A 16,445-nucleotide genomic window follows, 5' to 3' on the forward strand; every position below is an offset into this window, starting at 1 on the left:
AACATGGCCGTCATTGACTTCCTGCCTGACCGGCTGAATAACCCCCCAGTGGTATGGAAAGGCTTCACCTCCGGTGAATTCCTGCTGGCGGCCATCACCGGCGTTATTGCCGGTATACCACTGGCGGTGCCGCTGGCACTGGTGCCCTTTATCGGCTGGCTGGCTTTTCCCACCTGCATGCTGCTGATGCCGTTGTTCGTCATCTTCTTCGGTGGCGGCTGGATTGCGGGTTACAAGCGCGGTAAGCCGGAGAACTACATCTGGCAACGCCTGGAGGAAATCCGCTGCCGCACCGGCCTCTCCCGAACCATGATCCTCAACAGCCGGGCGTGGGAAATGAAACGTACCACAGCGATAAAACGCGGAGGTCAGCCATGAGTCGCTTTCGCAACGGTATGACCGCGCGTGATAACCACATATTCTCCCTGCGCATTGCCTGTGCGCTGCTGTTTGCCGGCATGCTGATGGCCGGTATCGGCTGGATGCGCGCACCCTCTGAACTTACCATCCATAATCCGCCGGATCTGCGTTCCGGCAGCACGCGTAAATGGTGGGAGGTGCCACCGTCAACCGTTTACAGTTTTGCCTTCTACATTTTTCAGCAGCTTAATTCCTGGCCCAAAAATGGCGAGGTGGACTACCCGGCGAAAATTGCGCAGATGAGTCCTTACTTGACACCGTCCTGCCAGGACTTTCTGAACAAAGACGCGGAGATGCGTAAAAACAGCGACGAACTCCGGGACCGCGTGCGCGTGGTGTATGAGATCCCAAGAAGGGGTTACAGCAGTCGCAGCGTCACCATTATCGATCAGGACCATTGGGTTGCGCAGCTCGATCTGGTGGCAGATGAGTATTACCACACTGAGCCGGTAAAACGTGCGCTGGTCCGTTATCCCCTCAAGGTGGTGCGCTGGGAAGGTGACCCCGAGCGCAATCCCTTCGGACTTGCTCTGGATTGTTATGCGGCCACGCCGCAACGGCTGGAGGCCGTTACGATGCCTGAGCCGGAGAAAAAGTGATGAAGATTCAGTTAAAAAAATGCTGTCTGGTCCTGCTCGCCGGACTGGCCCTGTCGGGGGCGGCTGACGCTGTTGAGCTGATGAAGTGGGAGCGAATCCCCTTACAGGTTCCCCTGACAGTGGGCCAGGAGCGTATCGTTTTTGTGAATAAAAATGTCAGGGTAGGATTTCCCCCGTCGCTCAACTCTAAGCTGCGTATTCAGAGTACCGGCGGCGCGGTGTATCTCGATGCCAGCGAAGCGTTTCCGGTGACGCGGCTTGAGTTGCAGAACAAAGAAAACGGGGAACTTATCCTGTTGGATGTATCAGCCGCACCGGGTAAAACCACGCGTGAACCAGTAAAAATTGTCTATGACGGCGAAGTGGCCACTGCAACCGCCAGCGATAAACAGTCCGTCAGCAGCGACGGGGACAGTACCGGCCGCAATGCTCAACAGGCTGATACGGAAACCACAAAGCCGGACCGTAAGCCCGCGAAACTGAATGCACCGCTGCCGGTGCTCCTGACCCGCTATGCGGCTCAGAATATGTACGGTCCGCTGCGTACGGTTGAACCGGTGCCGGGTATCAGCCCGGTGTCACTGAAGCTGCCTTCCGTCATCACCACACTGATGCCTGCTGAACCGGTCACCGTCACGCCGATGGCAGCCTGGAGTCTGCAGGGCAGTAGCGTCGTCGCGCTGCAGGTCCGCAACCGTTCTGCAGGTAAGGTCATTCTTGATCCCCGAGTGCTGGAAGGCCAGTTCGTAACGGCAACGTTTCAGCATCGCTGGCTGGGGCGTGCGGGCACACCCGAGGATACAACCGTCCTCTATCTGGTGACGGCTGGTCGCCCGGAGGGGGCCTTCATTGCAGAGCCACCCTCGCTGCAGCCCGCTGACGGACGTAAACGGAGAGCGAAAAAATGAAGGCACCCTCCTCAAATCTTCTCGTGAAAGTCGCCGTTCCGGTGGTACTGGCCAGTGCGGTGGTGGTGGGCGTGAAATCCTGCTCAGGGGGCGGAAATCAGTCGGCTGCGCCTCATAATGCCAACAATGTTGCGCTTAAGGACCTGTCCCCGGAAGACCTCAAAGCGCTGGGTATTGAAGGAGACACCCCACAGGACACACTGCGCACGGTGGTGGGCAATTTCCGCAAAGTGCAGGACCGTCTCGATGCGCTCGCGGATGATAACAAAAAGCTCAGTGACGAAAATAAAGCCCTGAAAACAACCAACAGCAATGTGGACACGCAGATTAATCAGGCAGTAAGCAATGCCCGCTCTGAGGAGGCGCAGAAGCGTCAGCAACTGAGCGCGCAGGTCACTGATCTCAGCACGCAGGTCAAACGGCTGATGGATCAGTTGCAGAATGGCGGTGCCGGCACGGAATCCGGAAAAAGCAGCAGCGCCGGCAGTGATATTCCGATCGGGCTTGGCTATGACAGCGGGCTGAACAGCAGTACTTCCGGCGTATCGTCTTCCTCTGATGGCCTGCAGTGGGTTGAGCCTAAAGACGGTGTCTCCGTGGATGCCAGCGGCCGGCCGGTGACCGACAGCAATAAGAATAACGCCACCGGATTTTCCTTTGCCACATCGTTCAGCGAAGCGGGTGAGACAGGTAAACAGGTTGCAGGGAAAACTGCCGCAGCGGTGCAGACTCAGCTCACGGATGCACAGAAGGCAACTGACCCGGTGTACACCCTGCCTGAGAACTCCACACTTGTCGGGAGCCGTGCCATGACCGCGCTGCTGGGGCGTATCCCCGTTGATGGCAAAGTGACTGACCCCTATCCCTTCAAAGTAATGATTGGCAAAGACAACCTGACGGCAAACGGCATCGAGCTGCCCGACGTGCAGGGGGCCATTGTTTCCGGCACGGCAACGGGGGACTGGACGCTGTCATGCGTGCGCGGGTCCATCACCAGTATTACCTTTGTCTTCACCGACGGCACGGTACGGACACTCCCCTCGTCGGATGGCCAGAACAGTGGCGGCAACCAGAACAGCGGTAACGCGAACGGAAATAACAGCAGCATCGGCTGGATCTCAGACGATAACGGTATTCCCTGTATATCTGGCACGCGCAAAAGCAATGCCTCGACCTATCTGCCCACCATCGCGGGACTGGCTGCTGCCGGTGCCGCTGGCGATGCCTTTGCACAGAACCAGAATACCACCCAGACCAACGGTTATGGTGGCGTGACCTCGACGCTGACCGGTGATGCCGGTCAGGCAGTGCTGGGTAAGGCACTTTCCGGCGGCATGCGGGAGACGATTGACTGGGTGAAAGCCCGCTATGGCCAGACGTTTGACGCAATCTATGTCCCACCGGGGCAGACAGTGGCTCTGCATATCACGCGCCAACTGGCCATCGATTACGAAGAAAAAGGCCGCAGGGTTAAATACGATTTCAGCCTTGCCGGCAGCGGCACGGGTATGGACTGAGGGGAAACTGATGCAAGACACTGATTTCGAATACCGGGTGGGGTATTCCCCGCTCAGCGGAAGGCTGTATGCCGGTCCGGTCAGAAAAGATAACGGAAAATGGGAGGGGCAGCCTCACGACGTGACGGACTGGGCCATGTATTCCGTCGGCCAGAAACTTGCCCGGGAAAATAATGACATGCTTTTTCCGCTCCCGGACGGGCGCGTGCTGCGTCTGTCAGCTTATGTTACTGACCCGGAAGGGGCGGAGGTGCCCGATGCGTAGCGGTAAATCCTTTTCTGTCCTGCTTTCAGGCTGCACGTTGATTATGTTGCTGACCGGCTGCAGCACGTCAAAAGATGAGATGCTGCCACCAGGTGACAGCACCATGCTGGAGCTGTGGAATGATGGTGCATCTGCAACCCATGCAACCGGTGAAAGTCGGACCACCCTGCGCCGTCCGGTCACTGACAGTGAGCGTGTTATTTCACAGCAAACTCGGGACAGCTACAGCCGCACCCAGGAGAACGAAATCCAGCAGACGTTTCCGCGGCTGCCCAATCCAGACCTGGTGATGTACGTCTTCCCGCATCTGGCCGACGGCAATACGCCGGTGCCCGGCTACAGTACGGTCTTCCCCTTCTACAGCCAGGTGCAGTACGCGTTGCCCGGCGAGCGCACGGAGGATTTGTAATGGCTTTTTCACTTTTCCGCCGCAGGGCTGAAATTCAGGAAGCACACCAGTACGGTGACGGGCCGTTTTCCGTTAACGGTCATGAGCCCCTTACGCGCGAAGGGCGCCTGACCCGCAGAGATGAAGCGAAGCTCTATGACACAGCGCCATCCATTATCGACCATATCCCGTGGGGCGAATATCTCCCGGAACATCAGTGCATTCTCCTTGATGACGGCGTGTCGGTCGGGGCTGTTTACGAAATTATTCCGGTGGGCACCGAGGGGCGTCCGGATTCACGGCTCGATGAAATTCGTGACGTGGTGGAAAATGCCTTGCAGGACAGCCTGCCGGAGCTGGACGCACATCAGTGGGTAGTGCAGTTCTACTGTCAGGATGATTCAGACCTGTCAGCTTATATGGATAAAATCCGCGGATATGTGAAGCCGTGGGCACAGGGAACGGCATTCACAGAGGCCTGGCTTCAGGAGCAGGCTCGTCACCTTCAGAATGTGGCGACTGAAAAAGGGCTGTTTCTTGATGATGCCGTCACCGGTGCGCCGTGGCGCGGTCAGGTCCGACGTACGCGCATGGTCATATACCGCTGGGTTGAATCCCCGTATCGTGATCCGATGGCACCCGAAGTGCTGCTTAAACAGGTCTGCGATCGCCTGACTTCCGCATTGAGTGGTGCAGGCATTCAGTGCCAGCGGCAGAACGGCGAGCAGATCCACAGCTGGCTGCTGCGCTGGTTTAACCCTGAACCAACCTGGGTGGATAAGGCCACGCTTTACCGGTGTGCGAAGCATACTGACGATGCTCCGGGCGAATTGCCGTTACTGAATGATTTCAGCGAAAGTTTGTGGTTTACCCGCCCCCGCAGTGACGGTGAGAAAGGCGTATGGTGGTTTGATGACGTGGCGCACAAGGCGGTGCCGGTGGCTCGCCTGCGCAGCGCGCCCACCACGGGGCATCTGACCGGCGAGGTCCGGCGCGGGGATAACATCAACGCCATAATGGATCTGCTGCCGGAAGGGACGGTGCTCACCCTGACGCTGGTTATTCAGCCGCAGGATAAGCTGGAGGAGAACTTTGCCCGCCTGAGCCGCGACTCAATGGGGGAAAACGTGGACTCGCTGCGCGCGCGTGAAGACGCAGCCACCGCTCGCACCTACCTGGGTAATAAACACAAACTTTACCGTGCTGCCATTACCCTGTTGATTAAAGCCCGTGATCTTCCTTCACTGGACAGACGCTATCTCGATCTCAGCAGCAAACTGCTCAACTGTGGGCTGGAGCCGGTTAACCCGGAGCACGATATTGGCCCGCTCAGCACCTATATGCGTGCCCTGCCGATGTGTTTTAACCCGACGCAGGACCGGCACAACTGGTATACCCGTCTGATGTTCGTGCAGCACTTTGCCTGCCTGGCACCGGTTTACGGACGTGATACCGGCACCGGCAACCCGGGATTCACTTTTTTTAATCGGGGCGGCGGACCGCTCTCTGTTGATCCCCTCAACAAAAATGACCGGACGCAGAACGCGCATCTTTTATTGTTTGGTCCGACAGGGGCTGGCAAGTCCGCAACGGCTCTCGTCAAGCTGGCGCAGATGATGGCTATCTACCGTCCTCGTATTTTTCTGCTCGAAGCCGGTAACAGCTTCGGGCTGTTTGGTGATTACTGTAGCTCGCTGGGACTCACCGTGCATCGCGTCAGCATTAAACCCGGAAAGGCCATCTCGCTTGCTCCATTCGGGGATTCACATCTGCTGATGCAGGCAAAACCGGATGAACTCATCATCAGTGAAGATGCCCTTCCGGATATTGATGATGATGAGGATAAGGATGAAGAGCGTGACGTGCTGGGCGAGATGGAGATTGCGGCACGTCTGATGATAACAGGCGGTGAGGCGGCCGAGGAGCAGAGGATGACGCGCGCCGATCGCGGGATGATACGTGAGGCCATTATGATCGCCGCCCGGACCGCTTTCGATGCGGAGCGGCAGATGTTGCCGGAAGACCTGATGTTCGCTCTGCAGAATATCGCCAGGGATGCCGGTGTGGGAGCGGACGGCCGGGAAAAACGTACGGCCGCGCGGCGGGCCCGGGCGGAAGAAATGTCTGAGGCGTTGCGAATGTTCACTGAGGGTTTTGAAGGGGAGTTGTTCAACCGTCCTGGCACGCCGTGGCCGGAGGCTGACGTGACCATCGTTGATCTTGGTACGCTGGCCCGTGAAGGTTATGAGGCACAGATGGCTGTCGCGGTGGTTTCCCTGCTTAACAGTATCAACAATATCGCCGAGCGTGATCAGTACAGCGACCGGGAAATTATTGTGGCAATAGATGAGGGCCACGTTGTGACGGCCAACCCACTGCTGGGACCCTACGCGACTAAAATTTCAAAAATGTGGCGTAAGCTCGGTGCGTGGTTGTGGATCTTCACGCAGAACCTGGCGGACTTCCCTGAAACAGCAAAAAAAATGCTCAACATGGCCGAATGGTGGATATTGCTCGTAATGCCGCCTGATGAGGTGGAAAACGTCAGCCGTTTTAAAACGCTGACCGATGAGCAAAAGGCCATGCTGCTTTCAGCGACCAAAGTCCCCAATGTTTATACTGAGGGTATTATTGTATCAAGGAAAGTTAAGGCACTCTTCCGGGCTGTCACACCGAGCCTTTATCTGGCGCTGGGTCAGACTGAGAAGGATGAAAAAGCCAGGCGGCGGGAGATTATGGAACGACTGCACTGCAGCGAGCTGGAAGCTGCTTTTCATGTCGCACGCAGTATGGATGAAAGACGCGGTATCGCTGTAGCACAGGAGAATCCATGAAAAAATTGACTATGGCGCCGCCAGTCGTTGTTCCTGACAAAGCGCTGATTGCTTCTGTCATTTTTACTGTCCCGCCTCAGGGAACGGCCACCATCGGCCAGTCCGACAGTGTATCGCTGGAGGTACTGCAGTACGAAATTATGAAACGTCTTGATAAGCCGGTTCTGATTTCTGTCTATCCGCATCGCATCGGGCGGCGTAGTTGCGTGGCGGTACACCTGACTGATGTAAATGAAAAAAAACTGGATATTCTGATCACCGTGACCGGCAATACCCTTTGGCCTGGTGAGGCTGAATTCAGAAATAGTCTGCGCTGGAATGTCTGTGTGTCTGACGCCACCGACCTGTTGTGGGTGCTGAAGGAGATTGACAGAGTCACTGGCGGGGAAATCTGCAGTTAACAGGACCTGCGTGTTTGTCGGACAGCGCTGTCTGCTGTCTGACAAACACGCAGGCTGCGGGTGCGGGCGGCAAAGAGCCCGCGTTAATGTACATTTTCACAGTGTTTTCTTCATAAAAACGCGACTCGTGCCATCGGGTTTGCAACTGACTTCGCCAAAGACCTCCCATCCATTCTTTTTGTAAAAATCAGGGGCCTGAAAACTGATGGTATAGAGTACGGCCGCAATGCATCCCCGTTTTTTCCCCTCAATTTCGAAACGAGACAGGAGTTCTTTTCCCAGTCCCTGAGAACGCAGTTCCGGTGCCAGCCAGACCAAATCGATAAACAGGAGGCCTAGGGAAGAACGACCCGTTATGCCGCCGAGGGCGTTGCCGGTATTGCTGTCTCTGACAATCACCGACAGCGGCTGGCGATCATTAAAGCCTGTGATGTCATCATTATAGTGGTTTAGTCCGTTTTCAATGACGCGAAAATCCTCTGTAGAGATCGCATCGGAAACATCAATATGCATAGCTTTCATTTATACCCTCAACTGTCAGTAGCCATCGTTGTAGCGACTCTGGATTTTATACAGGCGACGTGTTTCACTACGTCGCCCGTCCGGCGGGGTATTCGCACCCATATCAATACAGTGTTCCCGCCGACGTACAATCGCTTCGCGTTCGACATCATCTATCACACCGTCCATTACTGTCAGCCACCGACGGGCGGCCCGGCGCCATTGACCACGGCTTTCCAGTAATTCAGCAATACTGTCTTTCAGTTCCATATTTCTCCACCGGCCTGGCTGCCTGAACGTTGCCGGTTATTCTTCCACAGACGCAATCACAGTTCTTTATTTAACACTTAGCGCACTTTCAGAAAATGACACCTGAACCCACATGACGGAGTCTTCCCGATGCGCTATCCCTTTGAACTTGATCCGCAGATTATCCACCACATCATCTACAGTCAGGCCGGTTCCATCGGCAAGGCCGTGATTGAACTCATCATGAACAGCGTCGATGCCGGTGCCGGCGCGGTGATTATCGATATTACCCCCGAAGGCTTCTCCTGCAGGGACGATGGCCGGGGTTTTGCATCATACGACGATGTTAAGCGCTACTTTGGCCGATTCGGCACCCCGCACCAGGAAGGCGATGCCACTTACGGTCGTTTCCGGCTTGGACGTGGGCAGATTATGGCACATGCCCGGACGCTCTGGCGTTCGCAGCGATGGCAGATGTCCGTTGATACGCGCGAAATGGGGTATCACTATGACCTGGAAGAACTGGCGCTGGCGGAGCAAGGGTGTGTCATCAGCGGTGAGTGGTATGAGCCGCTGACCAGCCAGGAACGTATGTCCTGCCTCCAGGAAATCCGCGACCTGGTACGTTATACGCCCGTCACGGTGCATCTCAATGGAACCATTATTACCCGTAATCCGGCCCTGGAAAAATGGGATGCAGAAGACGATGCGGCCTGGTATCGCCTTCGGGAGGAAGGGGCCGTGTCGGTTTACAACCAGGGCGTACTGGTGCGGCACGATCCCGGTCATCTCTGGGGCGTGGGGGGAATGATTGTCAGTAAAAAACCCCTCGCGCTGAACGTTTCCCGCACCGAAATCCTCCGCAAGACCTGCCCGGTCTGGAAAACCGTGGCCGACCGGTTTGGTGAGCTTGCCGCGAGCTTCTCTGACAATCAGGGACAGCATCGTAAAACCGAAGCGAGGCGGGAGAAAACGGCCCGGGCGCTGCTATCAGGAGAAGGGGACCTGCAGAAACTGATGAACGGTGAAGAGGTCATCACCCTGCTGCCGGGAAAGCGGCACGTCACACTTGAGCATTTCATCCGCAAGTGCCGCTACTACCCTGCGGCAACAGACAAAAACTGCTTCACCCTCGCGCGTTATGCACGGGATGTTCCGCAGGGCGAAATCATTGCCCGGGCTGGTATTGCGCCGGTAGTTCATCCCGTCACACTGACACGCTTTGGCTGCCATGAACCGGATGAGTTCATGGAATGTCTGAACCGCATCCGCACCAACCTGATGGCGTACCGGGAACAGTTACCCCGACAACAGCGCTGGGGCACGGGCTGGCAGTCCGGGCTGGCGCTGGTTGACTTTGAGACCCTGAGTGCAAACTTTATCGATCGCACGCAAATGGTCAGTGAGATACAACTGGATAAGGAAACCCGACGGGCATGGACAGCGTTGCGCTGGTGCCTGGCCCAGTATGCTGCCGTCTGTTCGGGCGGCGAGGCGGGTTATCAGTCGCGTTCTTACGGCGGAAAACGCTTCCAGATCTTGCTGGGCGAGTCCACGTCGGCCGATGCCTGGACGGACGGTGAGACCTATATTGCCTACAACATTGATATCGTGCGCAGGCTGAAGTCTGATGCGCTGCGTACCGCCAGCCTGCTGTTCAGCCTGACGGAGCACGAGGTGGCGCATGAGGGTGACAGCCTGGACTGTGGCCACGATGAAGCCTTCTACCAGCGCTTCCATGATATCAGTACCCTGTGTGCCCCCGACCGTCAGCGCTATATGCACGTCTGGCTGATGAAGTACACCACCAGTCTGGAGGCGGAGGGAAAACGTGCCACAGGTACGGCCTGGCGGGAGCGCTGGCTGGCCGAGCGCGCCAGCACCGGCCGGGAGAAAAAAGGACTCCCGGGCGTCATCAGCCATGAAGGCATTGAGGCCGCTGTCAGCGCACCGCCAGAGCCGGAAGATGCGTCACGGCTCAGTTTTCTCAACCAGCAACTGAACGGTGCGGGCACTGCAGCACCGGCGGAGACTGACTGGAACAGCGTGGTGGCGGAAGGAATTGAGCAGACGCGGAAAAATCAGGCTGAGCGGTTACGGGAACAGAAGGCTCTGGAAGAATGGTACGCTTCAGAGGAAGACGCGTCCAACATGCTGACGGATGAGCAACGGGCGGCTGAAGCTGACGAGCAGATGTGGCTGGCGTCCCTTAAATTGCATTATCTGTCCATTTTACCCGGGGCGACTGAGGAAAATCTGAATGACAGGGTTGTGGAGTTTCTTGCTTATATGACCGTTTCAGAAGAGGAGGAACTGGCAGCCTGGTCCATGCAGGCCTGGGAAAACAGTGACCAGTGGTATGCCAGAAATACACGGTCATACAGTGAGGCTGATAATCTGTATGAACAGGACTTTGATCAGCCACTTGAGAAAAAGGTCCCGGCAGACTGGCTTCCGTATATGCAGGAAGGCGAAACACGATGGAGCATTGAGCGTAATGCGGCAGCGGCCGGGTTTATGCAGGCGCTGGATTATCTGGAATGGCGGCGCGACAGCGACACTGGTCAGCCATCCTGAGGTGCAGAATCCCGGATTTGTCAACCGGCCTGATGGTGCAGATTCTGCATTCTGTCAACCAGGAAACCCGGTTAATAAATTATCAGCACCGGGCTCAGAGTTAATTACTGACCGGCCCCGTCATTGAACGCACCCTGAGCGGGTTATTCACTCAGGGAGTGTTCTCCATGAAATTACCTGTCTGCTGCCTCGCAGCACTTTTCCTTACCGCCGGCGTCCGGGCCGGCACCGTCATTTATACCGACAGTACCCACCCTGTCCCGGGCAACCCCGGTCCTGACGTGACCGTCATTCTGCTGGATGCACCTGACCAGCTGCAGGCGCAACTGTTCGGGCCGCTGACAGCTGACCCGGCGCAGGCTGAACAGCAGGCGCGTGCCGTTATCAGTTCACCGGATTTTCAACGGCGCCAGCAGGACCTTGCCGGGGCCTATGTCGGCCTCACGCGCGCCTGGTCGCTGGGCCTTGAGAAATATCCCGCCGTGGTGTTTGACGATAAGTGGGTGGTTTACGGCACCTCCGACGTCGGTGTGGCCACACAGAAGCTGAACGTATGGAAGGAGACCGCACAGTGAAAATGACTTTCTCCCGTCCGAGCCGGCTGGCGCTGGCCACGTTAATGGTCTGTACGGGCACGATGGCCAGCGTCAATACCGCCAGCCTGCTCTCCAGTGCCGCCAGCCCGGACTGTATCAGCTGGCGCATCAGCGGTATCTGTTACTGGCTTTTATGCACCCCGTTCGGCTGCTCGGTGAAAACTTCCGTGAAGGTCACCCATTTTATTCCGGAAGCCGTGGTCTCGGCCTACCTCAGCCCGGGTGCCAATCCGTGGACCGAGATGTCGGCTGTCAGTAGCCTGGCCGACAGTACCGAAAGCACGCTGCTCGGTGGCGCTGCAGGTGTGACCACCGGCGGCGGCCGTCAGGAGATGAAAGCCCCGGGTGAACGCAAGCAGAACCTGCACTTTTACTATGGTGATGCTTATGGTCATCCGGCCACCAGACTCATCGGCGGGATGGTGCCGGGTTATTCGTGCGACAGTGCCGCCACGCCATTTATGCCTTACTTCACAAGCGCTCTCGATGCTCTGGCCTGGCGCACCGGCGTGCCGGAATCACTCTACCCGGAGGCGCTTATCCCCGGTCAGCGTGAAATCGGCAGCACGACCGGCGGCGATATGTGGGGCAACGTTTACCCCCGCAGCGGCTTTGTCACCCAGACCGACAGCTACAAATCGGCAGCCGTCGTGGTACAGCGGGTGGCTGACATCATCACCCGTGAAGGGCAGTTACATGTCTACAACCCGCTCTCCGGCCAGCGTTCGCCGGGTTACTGGCCACCCGAACCCGTGCAGGAAAACACCGGTACAAAAAATCACAAGTGGCAGCGCCTTTCACCTGAGCTGTCGCAGAGCTGCGCGGTATTCCCCGACACCGGCGGACAGACGGCCGAAGACGGCAACTACGCCTGGGCACTCTGGCAGCCCTACAGTTGCTGCAAGCGACGTGGCCAGACCTTCCTTTACAGCACCGATTTCTCCTGAGGATTTTTCTGATGAAACAGCATCATCTGCGGCGACTGCGCCGCCCCCTGGCGGCGTTCGCGCTTCTCTCTGTTATCTCCCTGCCGGCTCTGGCCGTCGATACGTCGCTCTCGTCGGAGGGTGCCTCGGTGAGCGGTGCCATCAATGACGGTCTTTTTTATTCCATTGGTGGCGGTTCGGTGATTTCCCCGCCGCCAAGTCGCAGCAACATGTCGCGTTTAGGGCTGAACGGCGGCTGGAGCAGTGACCTCATGTGCGGCAACTTCGACCTGAAAACCACCGTAGGCAACCAGCTCAACGGTATCACCAGCGGCTTTAAGGACCTGATGGGCAATGTGATTCAGGGCGCGACCGGCGCGGTCATGAGCATGCCGGCAATGGCCATACAGCGTGCCAACCCGGGGCTGTATGAAATGCTCACCAACGGGGTGCTGCAGGCGGGGCTCAGCTACGACAAAGCGTTGCTAAATTGCCAGAATATGTCAAAAAAACTGGCCGATTACACGCTGGGCAGCAAGTGGCAGCAGGCTGCTGTATCCGAGGAGTACAAGGATATTGTGGCTTCAAGCGGCGGGGATGCGGTCTCCAGTGACCAGCAGCTGCAGAAGGCCACTGGTGAAGACGGTGTGACCTGGGTCGGCGGCCAGAAGCGTGGTGGCAAGGGGCAGCAGGCCATCCAGCCCACCCGTGACCTGGCGAAAGCCGGTTATAACATGATGAACAGCCTGCCAGTGACCAGCAACAGCAGCGTGGGTTCCGCCAGTTGCAACGGCACCGTCTGTCAGCGCTGGCCGTCGTCCGATGATGCGGCCGCTGCGGTGGTAAAAGTCTAGCTAGCTAGTAAGGGAATAGAATGTAGACTGAAGACTTGAGGAAAATCGTTTTTAACTGTGGGCAGGTCAATGCTACCAAACTCTACATAAAAGGTACGTAACGAGACCTGATGCGTAAAGAAGAGATCCCTCAAATAAATTTGAATTGATATCTTTAATGCCCAAAAACATTGGGACAAATGTTCTGGGTGTAGATGAAAACTTAATCTGATTTCAAATCGCACTAATTTATAAACGCGCATTTTAAAATGGTGTAATTTGTGTGTGCTAAATGAGCAAGGATCTAACTATGTCAGAAATAACAACTAATTATGATAATGCTATTTATTCACTACCTCTTGGTCATTGGAGCAGCGATACAGAGTCCTCGATGTCGGCCGTTGATGCACTTGAGAAAGGTAAAGTCATCTTCTTACCCAACCTTAGTTTTTCGCTGACAGATGAGGAGATGCTATTACTTGACCCGGCATTGGTTGATCCGAAACGTAAAAACATTAGCTACCAACCGCTAAAAAATAAACTTGCCGGGGTGGCGACGGCGATACACGAGCCAGCTATTAGTCTACTCCTGCAGCGGCATTATCAGGCTTGTCTTCAGTTGATTGCGGCGATCCTTCCCGAATATCAGCAAAAACTACATAGTCCTACTAATAGCCTGCGTCTGCATCCGGTAAAAGAATGGACGCAAAACACCTCATGGCGTAAAGACGACCGTCGCTTGCACGTAGATGCGTTCCCTTCGCGGCCTAATTACGGCGAACGTATTCTGCGTATCTTCACTAATATTAACCCCACAGCAGAAAATCGTTCGTGGCGGGTCGGGGAAACGTTCCCGACACTTGCACAACGATTTCTACCGCGCCTGAAAGGTTACTCTCCGTTACTCAGCAGGCTGCAATACACATTCGGGATAACCAAAAGCCTGCGTAGTCACTACGACCATTTAATGCTGCAACTTCACGATGCAATGAAAGCCGATGCTGATTATCAGAAGAACGGTCCCCAGGTTGCGATCGAATTTCCTTCCGGTAGCAGTTGGATCTGTTTTTCAGATGGGACGCCGCATGCCGCTATGGGCGGACAATTTATGCTGGAACAAACTTTCCTTTTGCCGGTGGACGCCATGCAGGAACCAAAGAATGCACCACTGAAGATACTAGAGTCTTTACTGCATAAACCGTTGATTTAATTTGACCGCTGATTCCGACTTGTTTCGGCCATAATTGGCCATTCGCCGGAATCAGTGATCCTGTCGTCAATCATCGAATCACTACTGAGCTTAATGAAATAAGTCGCGCTGGGCCGTTGAACGAGTAAATCGATCAAGTCTGGTTAAACTACTTTTCAGGAAGAGATTGTCAGGGAAGGGAATTTAATCTGACATGGGTGTTACTGAGGACAGGATATGGTTGTTTTATCGGCTAGGTTAGAACCATGACTCAGCAGACAACCTCTCAGTCTGATGAGTTCTGCTAAAAATGGCCACCTCGGGGAGAAGATTGTATCGGTCTGGCTTATCTGATTTGCCAGCCTTCATCCTCTGGATTCATTAAGATATCCCCACAACAAGCATTACATCTGAATATTTGCCTTAACCTGATGCTCTGTTTATCGGTAACTCAAATATTTCCCGCTTTATCGTTTTTCCCGGCAGACCAGGAATAAACTGATTGTTTAAGTGTTATTCTGCTTCTCCTTGCTTACACAAACTTTACAATCAGATTAATTAAACCTTTCGACGATGATGGCAAAAACAGGGAAGTGGCTGGCGCTGGGCGTCATGCTGATATCTGTAAACAGTGTAGCCGCACCATTAACACCCGGCGACCGTGATTTTATTCAGACTCAGCAGCAGCAACGTCTGCAACAGGACCAGCAGCAGCGCGATGCACTGTCGCAGGCCGTGTCGCCGCAGAGCACGTCAGCGGCGGCTTCAGGCCAGGCTGGCCCCTGTTTTCCTGTTCACCATATTGAGATCCGCAATACCACGCTGATATCAACCCGACAGCAACAGGCACTCACCGCATCTTATATTAATCAGTGTCTGAATCTGGCAAAAATTAATTCGCTGGTGCATGACATTTCTGACTGGTATATGCAGCGCGGCTATATCACCAGCCGGGCATTTATCAGCGAGCAGGACCTGTCGCAGGGGCAGTTAATTATTCCGGTACTGGAAGGGAAATTAGATGCCATCCGTCTCGACGGTAAACATCCGTTAATGCTGGCGATGGCCTTTCCCGGTCTTGAGGGCCGGATCCTCAACCTGCGTGATATTGAGCAGGGTATGGAGCAGATTAACCGCGTGCGCAGCACCCCGGTACAGATTGAAATTCTGCCGTCCCCCAGAGTGGGTTATTCGGTGGTGAACCTGACCGAACATCCGGAATTTCCCCTCAGCGCGTCACTCGGCTTTGATAACAGCGGGCAGAAGAGTACCGGCGTCGGCCAGCTCACTGCTTCACTGGTGGGGAATAACCTGCTGGGTCTGGCGGATCGCTGGTTTGTCAGCGGCGGACGCAGCAGTGCCTTCAGTGACTGGCGTGACGCACAGAACCTGCAGACCGGGGTCAGCGTACCTTATGGCTATGGCCTGCTGGATTACAGCTACAGCTGGAGCAACTACCACAGCAACTTCGTGAATAACGGCTTCACCTGGTTCAGCTCGGGCGACAACATTGCGCATCGCCTCAATGGCTCCTGGGTGTTGTTCCGCAATGGCGATATCAAAACCGGCGTGCAGCTCGGACTGAACCATTATTCCAGTCGTAACTACCTCAACGACACACTTCTGGAAAGCAGCAGCCGCAAAATCACCAGCATCCAGTTCGGTATCAACCATACCCAGAAAATCTTCGGTGGTATCGCCACCCTGAATCCGACGTTCAGCCGGGGTATGCCGTGGTTTGAGGCTGAAAGCGACGCGGGTAAAACCGGTGATTTACCCAAAGCGGAGTTCCGCAAATGGAGCATCAGTGCCAGCTTCCAGCGCCCGGTGACCAGCAAACTCTGGTGGCTCAGCAGCCTTTACGCCCAGTGGTCACCGGACCGGCTGTACGGCAGCGAACGCCTGACAATCGGTGGTGAAAGTTCGGTGCGCGGCTTTAAAGAACAGTATCTGTCCGGCGACAGCGGTGGCTACCTGCGCAATGAACTGAATTACAGCCTGTTTACCCTGCCGGTGATGGGCGAAATCAGCGCCCTGGCCGCCGTCGATGGCGGCTGGCTGAAAAGTGATGCGCAGGACCGCGAATCCACCGGCACGCTGTGGGGCAGTGCGGTGGGCCTCAGCACCCGCAATAAATACTTCTACACCCAGTACACGCTCGGCATCCCGCTGAGTTATCCCGGTTATCTGCATCCGGATCACGTCAGTATCTATGCCCGTATCGGGCTGGTTTTCTAAGAGG

General features: G+C 55.7%; 15 protein-coding genes and 2 pseudogenes. 14 read left to right on the top strand and 3 right to left on the bottom strand.

What is annotated here, in order from left to right; genetic code table 11:
- Positions 1-3: 3 nt before the first annotated feature.
- Genes HA50_RS27625 through HA50_RS27660 form a run of 8 tightly spaced genes read left to right on the top strand, consistent with a single transcriptional unit; the run spans position 4 to position 7,332 of the window.
- On the top strand, positions 4-378 hold the full coding sequence (locus HA50_RS27625; protein WP_084879945.1) for a TIGR03750 family conjugal transfer protein: 375 nt from the start codon (positions 4-6) through the stop codon (positions 376-378).
- Positions 375-1,019, top strand: coding sequence for a PFL_4703 family integrating conjugative element protein (locus HA50_RS27630; RefSeq protein WP_084879947.1), 645 nt, complete (start codon positions 375-377; stop codon positions 1,017-1,019). The genes HA50_RS27625 and HA50_RS27630 overlap by 4 nt, the downstream gene beginning before the upstream one ends.
- Positions 1,019-1,927 carry a TIGR03749 family integrating conjugative element protein gene (locus tag HA50_RS27635; RefSeq protein ID WP_084879950.1) on the top strand — a complete coding sequence of 303 codons (909 nt, stop codon included), beginning with the start codon at positions 1,019-1,021 and terminating at the stop codon, positions 1,925-1,927. The genes HA50_RS27630 and HA50_RS27635 overlap by 1 nt, the downstream gene beginning before the upstream one ends.
- On the top strand, positions 1,924-3,444 hold the full coding sequence (locus HA50_RS27640; RefSeq protein WP_084879953.1) for a TIGR03752 family integrating conjugative element protein: 1,521 nt from the start codon (positions 1,924-1,926) through the stop codon (positions 3,442-3,444). The genes HA50_RS27635 and HA50_RS27640 overlap by 4 nt, the downstream gene beginning before the upstream one ends.
- A gap of 10 nt (positions 3,445-3,454) precedes the next feature.
- Positions 3,455-3,709, top strand: coding sequence for a DUF7446 family protein (locus HA50_RS27645; RefSeq protein ID WP_084879956.1), 255 nt, complete (start codon positions 3,455-3,457; stop codon positions 3,707-3,709).
- The gene (locus HA50_RS27650) at positions 3,702-4,118 is read left to right on the top strand and encodes a TIGR03751 family conjugal transfer lipoprotein (RefSeq protein WP_084879959.1); all 417 of its coding nucleotides are present in this window, start codon (positions 3,702-3,704) and stop codon (positions 4,116-4,118) included. Before HA50_RS27645 ends, HA50_RS27650 begins: the two co-directional genes overlap by 8 nt.
- Positions 4,118-6,931, top strand: a complete 2,814-nt coding sequence (locus HA50_RS27655) for a conjugative transfer ATPase (RefSeq protein WP_084879962.1) — start codon at positions 4,118-4,120, stop codon at positions 6,929-6,931. The genes HA50_RS27650 and HA50_RS27655 overlap by 1 nt, the downstream gene beginning before the upstream one ends.
- On the top strand, positions 6,928-7,332 hold the full coding sequence (locus HA50_RS27660; protein WP_084879965.1) for a hypothetical protein: 405 nt from the start codon (positions 6,928-6,930) through the stop codon (positions 7,330-7,332). Before HA50_RS27655 ends, HA50_RS27660 begins: the two co-directional genes overlap by 4 nt.
- Before the next feature lie 96 nt (positions 7,333-7,428).
- On the opposite strand, the gene HA50_RS27665 is transcribed toward HA50_RS27660, so the two are convergent.
- Positions 7,429-7,854: a GNAT family N-acetyltransferase gene (locus HA50_RS27665; RefSeq protein WP_084879968.1), complete on the bottom strand. Its 426-nt coding sequence runs from the start codon at positions 7,852-7,854 to the stop codon at positions 7,429-7,431.
- 15 nt (positions 7,855-7,869) lie between these two features.
- Positions 7,870-8,103: a PerC family transcriptional regulator gene (locus HA50_RS27670; RefSeq protein ID WP_084879970.1), complete on the bottom strand. Its 234-nt coding sequence runs from the start codon at positions 8,101-8,103 to the stop codon at positions 7,870-7,872.
- Between the two features lie 129 nt (positions 8,104-8,232).
- Between HA50_RS27670 and HA50_RS27675 the strand changes: the two genes are divergently transcribed.
- The 5 genes and pseudogenes from HA50_RS27675 to HA50_RS27695 all read left to right on the top strand — a co-directional run bounded on the left by HA50_RS27675 (position 8,233) and on the right by HA50_RS27695 (position 14,224).
- Positions 8,233-10,659, top strand: coding sequence for an ATP-binding protein (locus tag HA50_RS27675; protein ID WP_084879973.1), 2,427 nt, complete (start codon positions 8,233-8,235; stop codon positions 10,657-10,659).
- Between the two features lie 167 nt (positions 10,660-10,826).
- Positions 10,827-11,234, top strand: coding sequence for a TIGR03757 family integrating conjugative element protein (locus HA50_RS27680; RefSeq protein ID WP_084879976.1), 408 nt, complete (start codon positions 10,827-10,829; stop codon positions 11,232-11,234).
- Positions 11,231-12,202, top strand: coding sequence for a TIGR03756 family integrating conjugative element protein (locus HA50_RS27685; RefSeq protein ID WP_084879978.1), 972 nt, complete (start codon positions 11,231-11,233; stop codon positions 12,200-12,202). The genes HA50_RS27680 and HA50_RS27685 overlap by 4 nt, the downstream gene beginning before the upstream one ends.
- Before the next feature lie 11 nt (positions 12,203-12,213).
- A pseudogene (locus tag HA50_RS27690) lies at positions 12,214-13,032 on the top strand (integrating conjugative element protein); the annotation flags it as partial.
- A 292-nt stretch (positions 13,033-13,324) separates the two neighbouring features.
- Positions 13,325-14,224, top strand: a complete 900-nt coding sequence (locus HA50_RS27695; protein WP_084879981.1) for a Kdo hydroxylase KdoO — start codon at positions 13,325-13,327, stop codon at positions 14,222-14,224.
- A 50-nt stretch (positions 14,225-14,274) separates the two neighbouring features.
- Here the strand turns inward: HA50_RS27695 and HA50_RS32085 are convergent.
- A pseudogene (locus tag HA50_RS32085) lies at positions 14,275-14,364 on the bottom strand (DNA polymerase V subunit UmuD); the annotation flags it as partial.
- A gap of 412 nt (positions 14,365-14,776) precedes the next feature.
- Here HA50_RS32085 and HA50_RS27700 point away from each other — a divergent pair.
- On the top strand, positions 14,777-16,441 hold the full coding sequence (locus HA50_RS27700; protein WP_084879984.1) for a ShlB/FhaC/HecB family hemolysin secretion/activation protein: 1,665 nt from the start codon (positions 14,777-14,779) through the stop codon (positions 16,439-16,441).
- Positions 16,442-16,445 lie beyond the last annotated feature (4 nt).

The organism is Pantoea cypripedii, from assembly GCF_002095535.1.
In the GTDB taxonomy this organism is placed as follows: domain Bacteria; phylum Pseudomonadota; class Gammaproteobacteria; order Enterobacterales; family Enterobacteriaceae; genus Pantoea; species Pantoea cypripedii.

What these genes read in the sequence shown, in the direction of transcription:
- HA50_RS27625 (WP_084879945.1), top strand. Translation starts at nt 4, where the DNA reads ATGGCCGTCATTGACTTCCTGCCTGACCGGCTGAATAACCCCCCAGTG.
- HA50_RS27630 (WP_084879947.1), top strand. Translation starts at nt 375, where the DNA reads ATGAGTCGCTTTCGCAACGGTATGACCGCGCGTGATAACCACATATTC.
- HA50_RS27635 (WP_084879950.1), top strand. Translation starts at nt 1,019, where the DNA reads ATGAAGATTCAGTTAAAAAAATGCTGTCTGGTCCTGCTCGCCGGACTG.
- HA50_RS27640 (WP_084879953.1), top strand. Translation starts at nt 1,924, where the DNA reads ATGAAGGCACCCTCCTCAAATCTTCTCGTGAAAGTCGCCGTTCCGGTG.
- HA50_RS27645 (WP_084879956.1), top strand. Translation starts at nt 3,455, where the DNA reads ATGCAAGACACTGATTTCGAATACCGGGTGGGGTATTCCCCGCTCAGC.
- HA50_RS27650 (WP_084879959.1), top strand. Translation starts at nt 3,702, where the DNA reads ATGCGTAGCGGTAAATCCTTTTCTGTCCTGCTTTCAGGCTGCACGTTG.
- HA50_RS27655 (WP_084879962.1), top strand. Translation starts at nt 4,118, where the DNA reads ATGGCTTTTTCACTTTTCCGCCGCAGGGCTGAAATTCAGGAAGCACAC.
- HA50_RS27660 (WP_084879965.1), top strand. Translation starts at nt 6,928, where the DNA reads ATGAAAAAATTGACTATGGCGCCGCCAGTCGTTGTTCCTGACAAAGCG.
- HA50_RS27665 (WP_084879968.1), bottom strand. Translation starts at nt 7,854, where the DNA reads ATGAAAGCTATGCATATTGATGTTTCCGATGCGATCTCTACAGAGGAT.
- HA50_RS27670 (WP_084879970.1), bottom strand. Translation starts at nt 8,103, where the DNA reads ATGGAACTGAAAGACAGTATTGCTGAATTACTGGAAAGCCGTGGTCAA.
- HA50_RS27675 (WP_084879973.1), top strand. Translation starts at nt 8,233, where the DNA reads ATGCGCTATCCCTTTGAACTTGATCCGCAGATTATCCACCACATCATC.
- HA50_RS27680 (WP_084879976.1), top strand. Translation starts at nt 10,827, where the DNA reads ATGAAATTACCTGTCTGCTGCCTCGCAGCACTTTTCCTTACCGCCGGC.
- HA50_RS27695 (WP_084879981.1), top strand. Translation starts at nt 13,325, where the DNA reads ATGTCAGAAATAACAACTAATTATGATAATGCTATTTATTCACTACCT.
- HA50_RS27700 (WP_084879984.1), top strand. Translation starts at nt 14,777, where the DNA reads ATGATGGCAAAAACAGGGAAGTGGCTGGCGCTGGGCGTCATGCTGATA.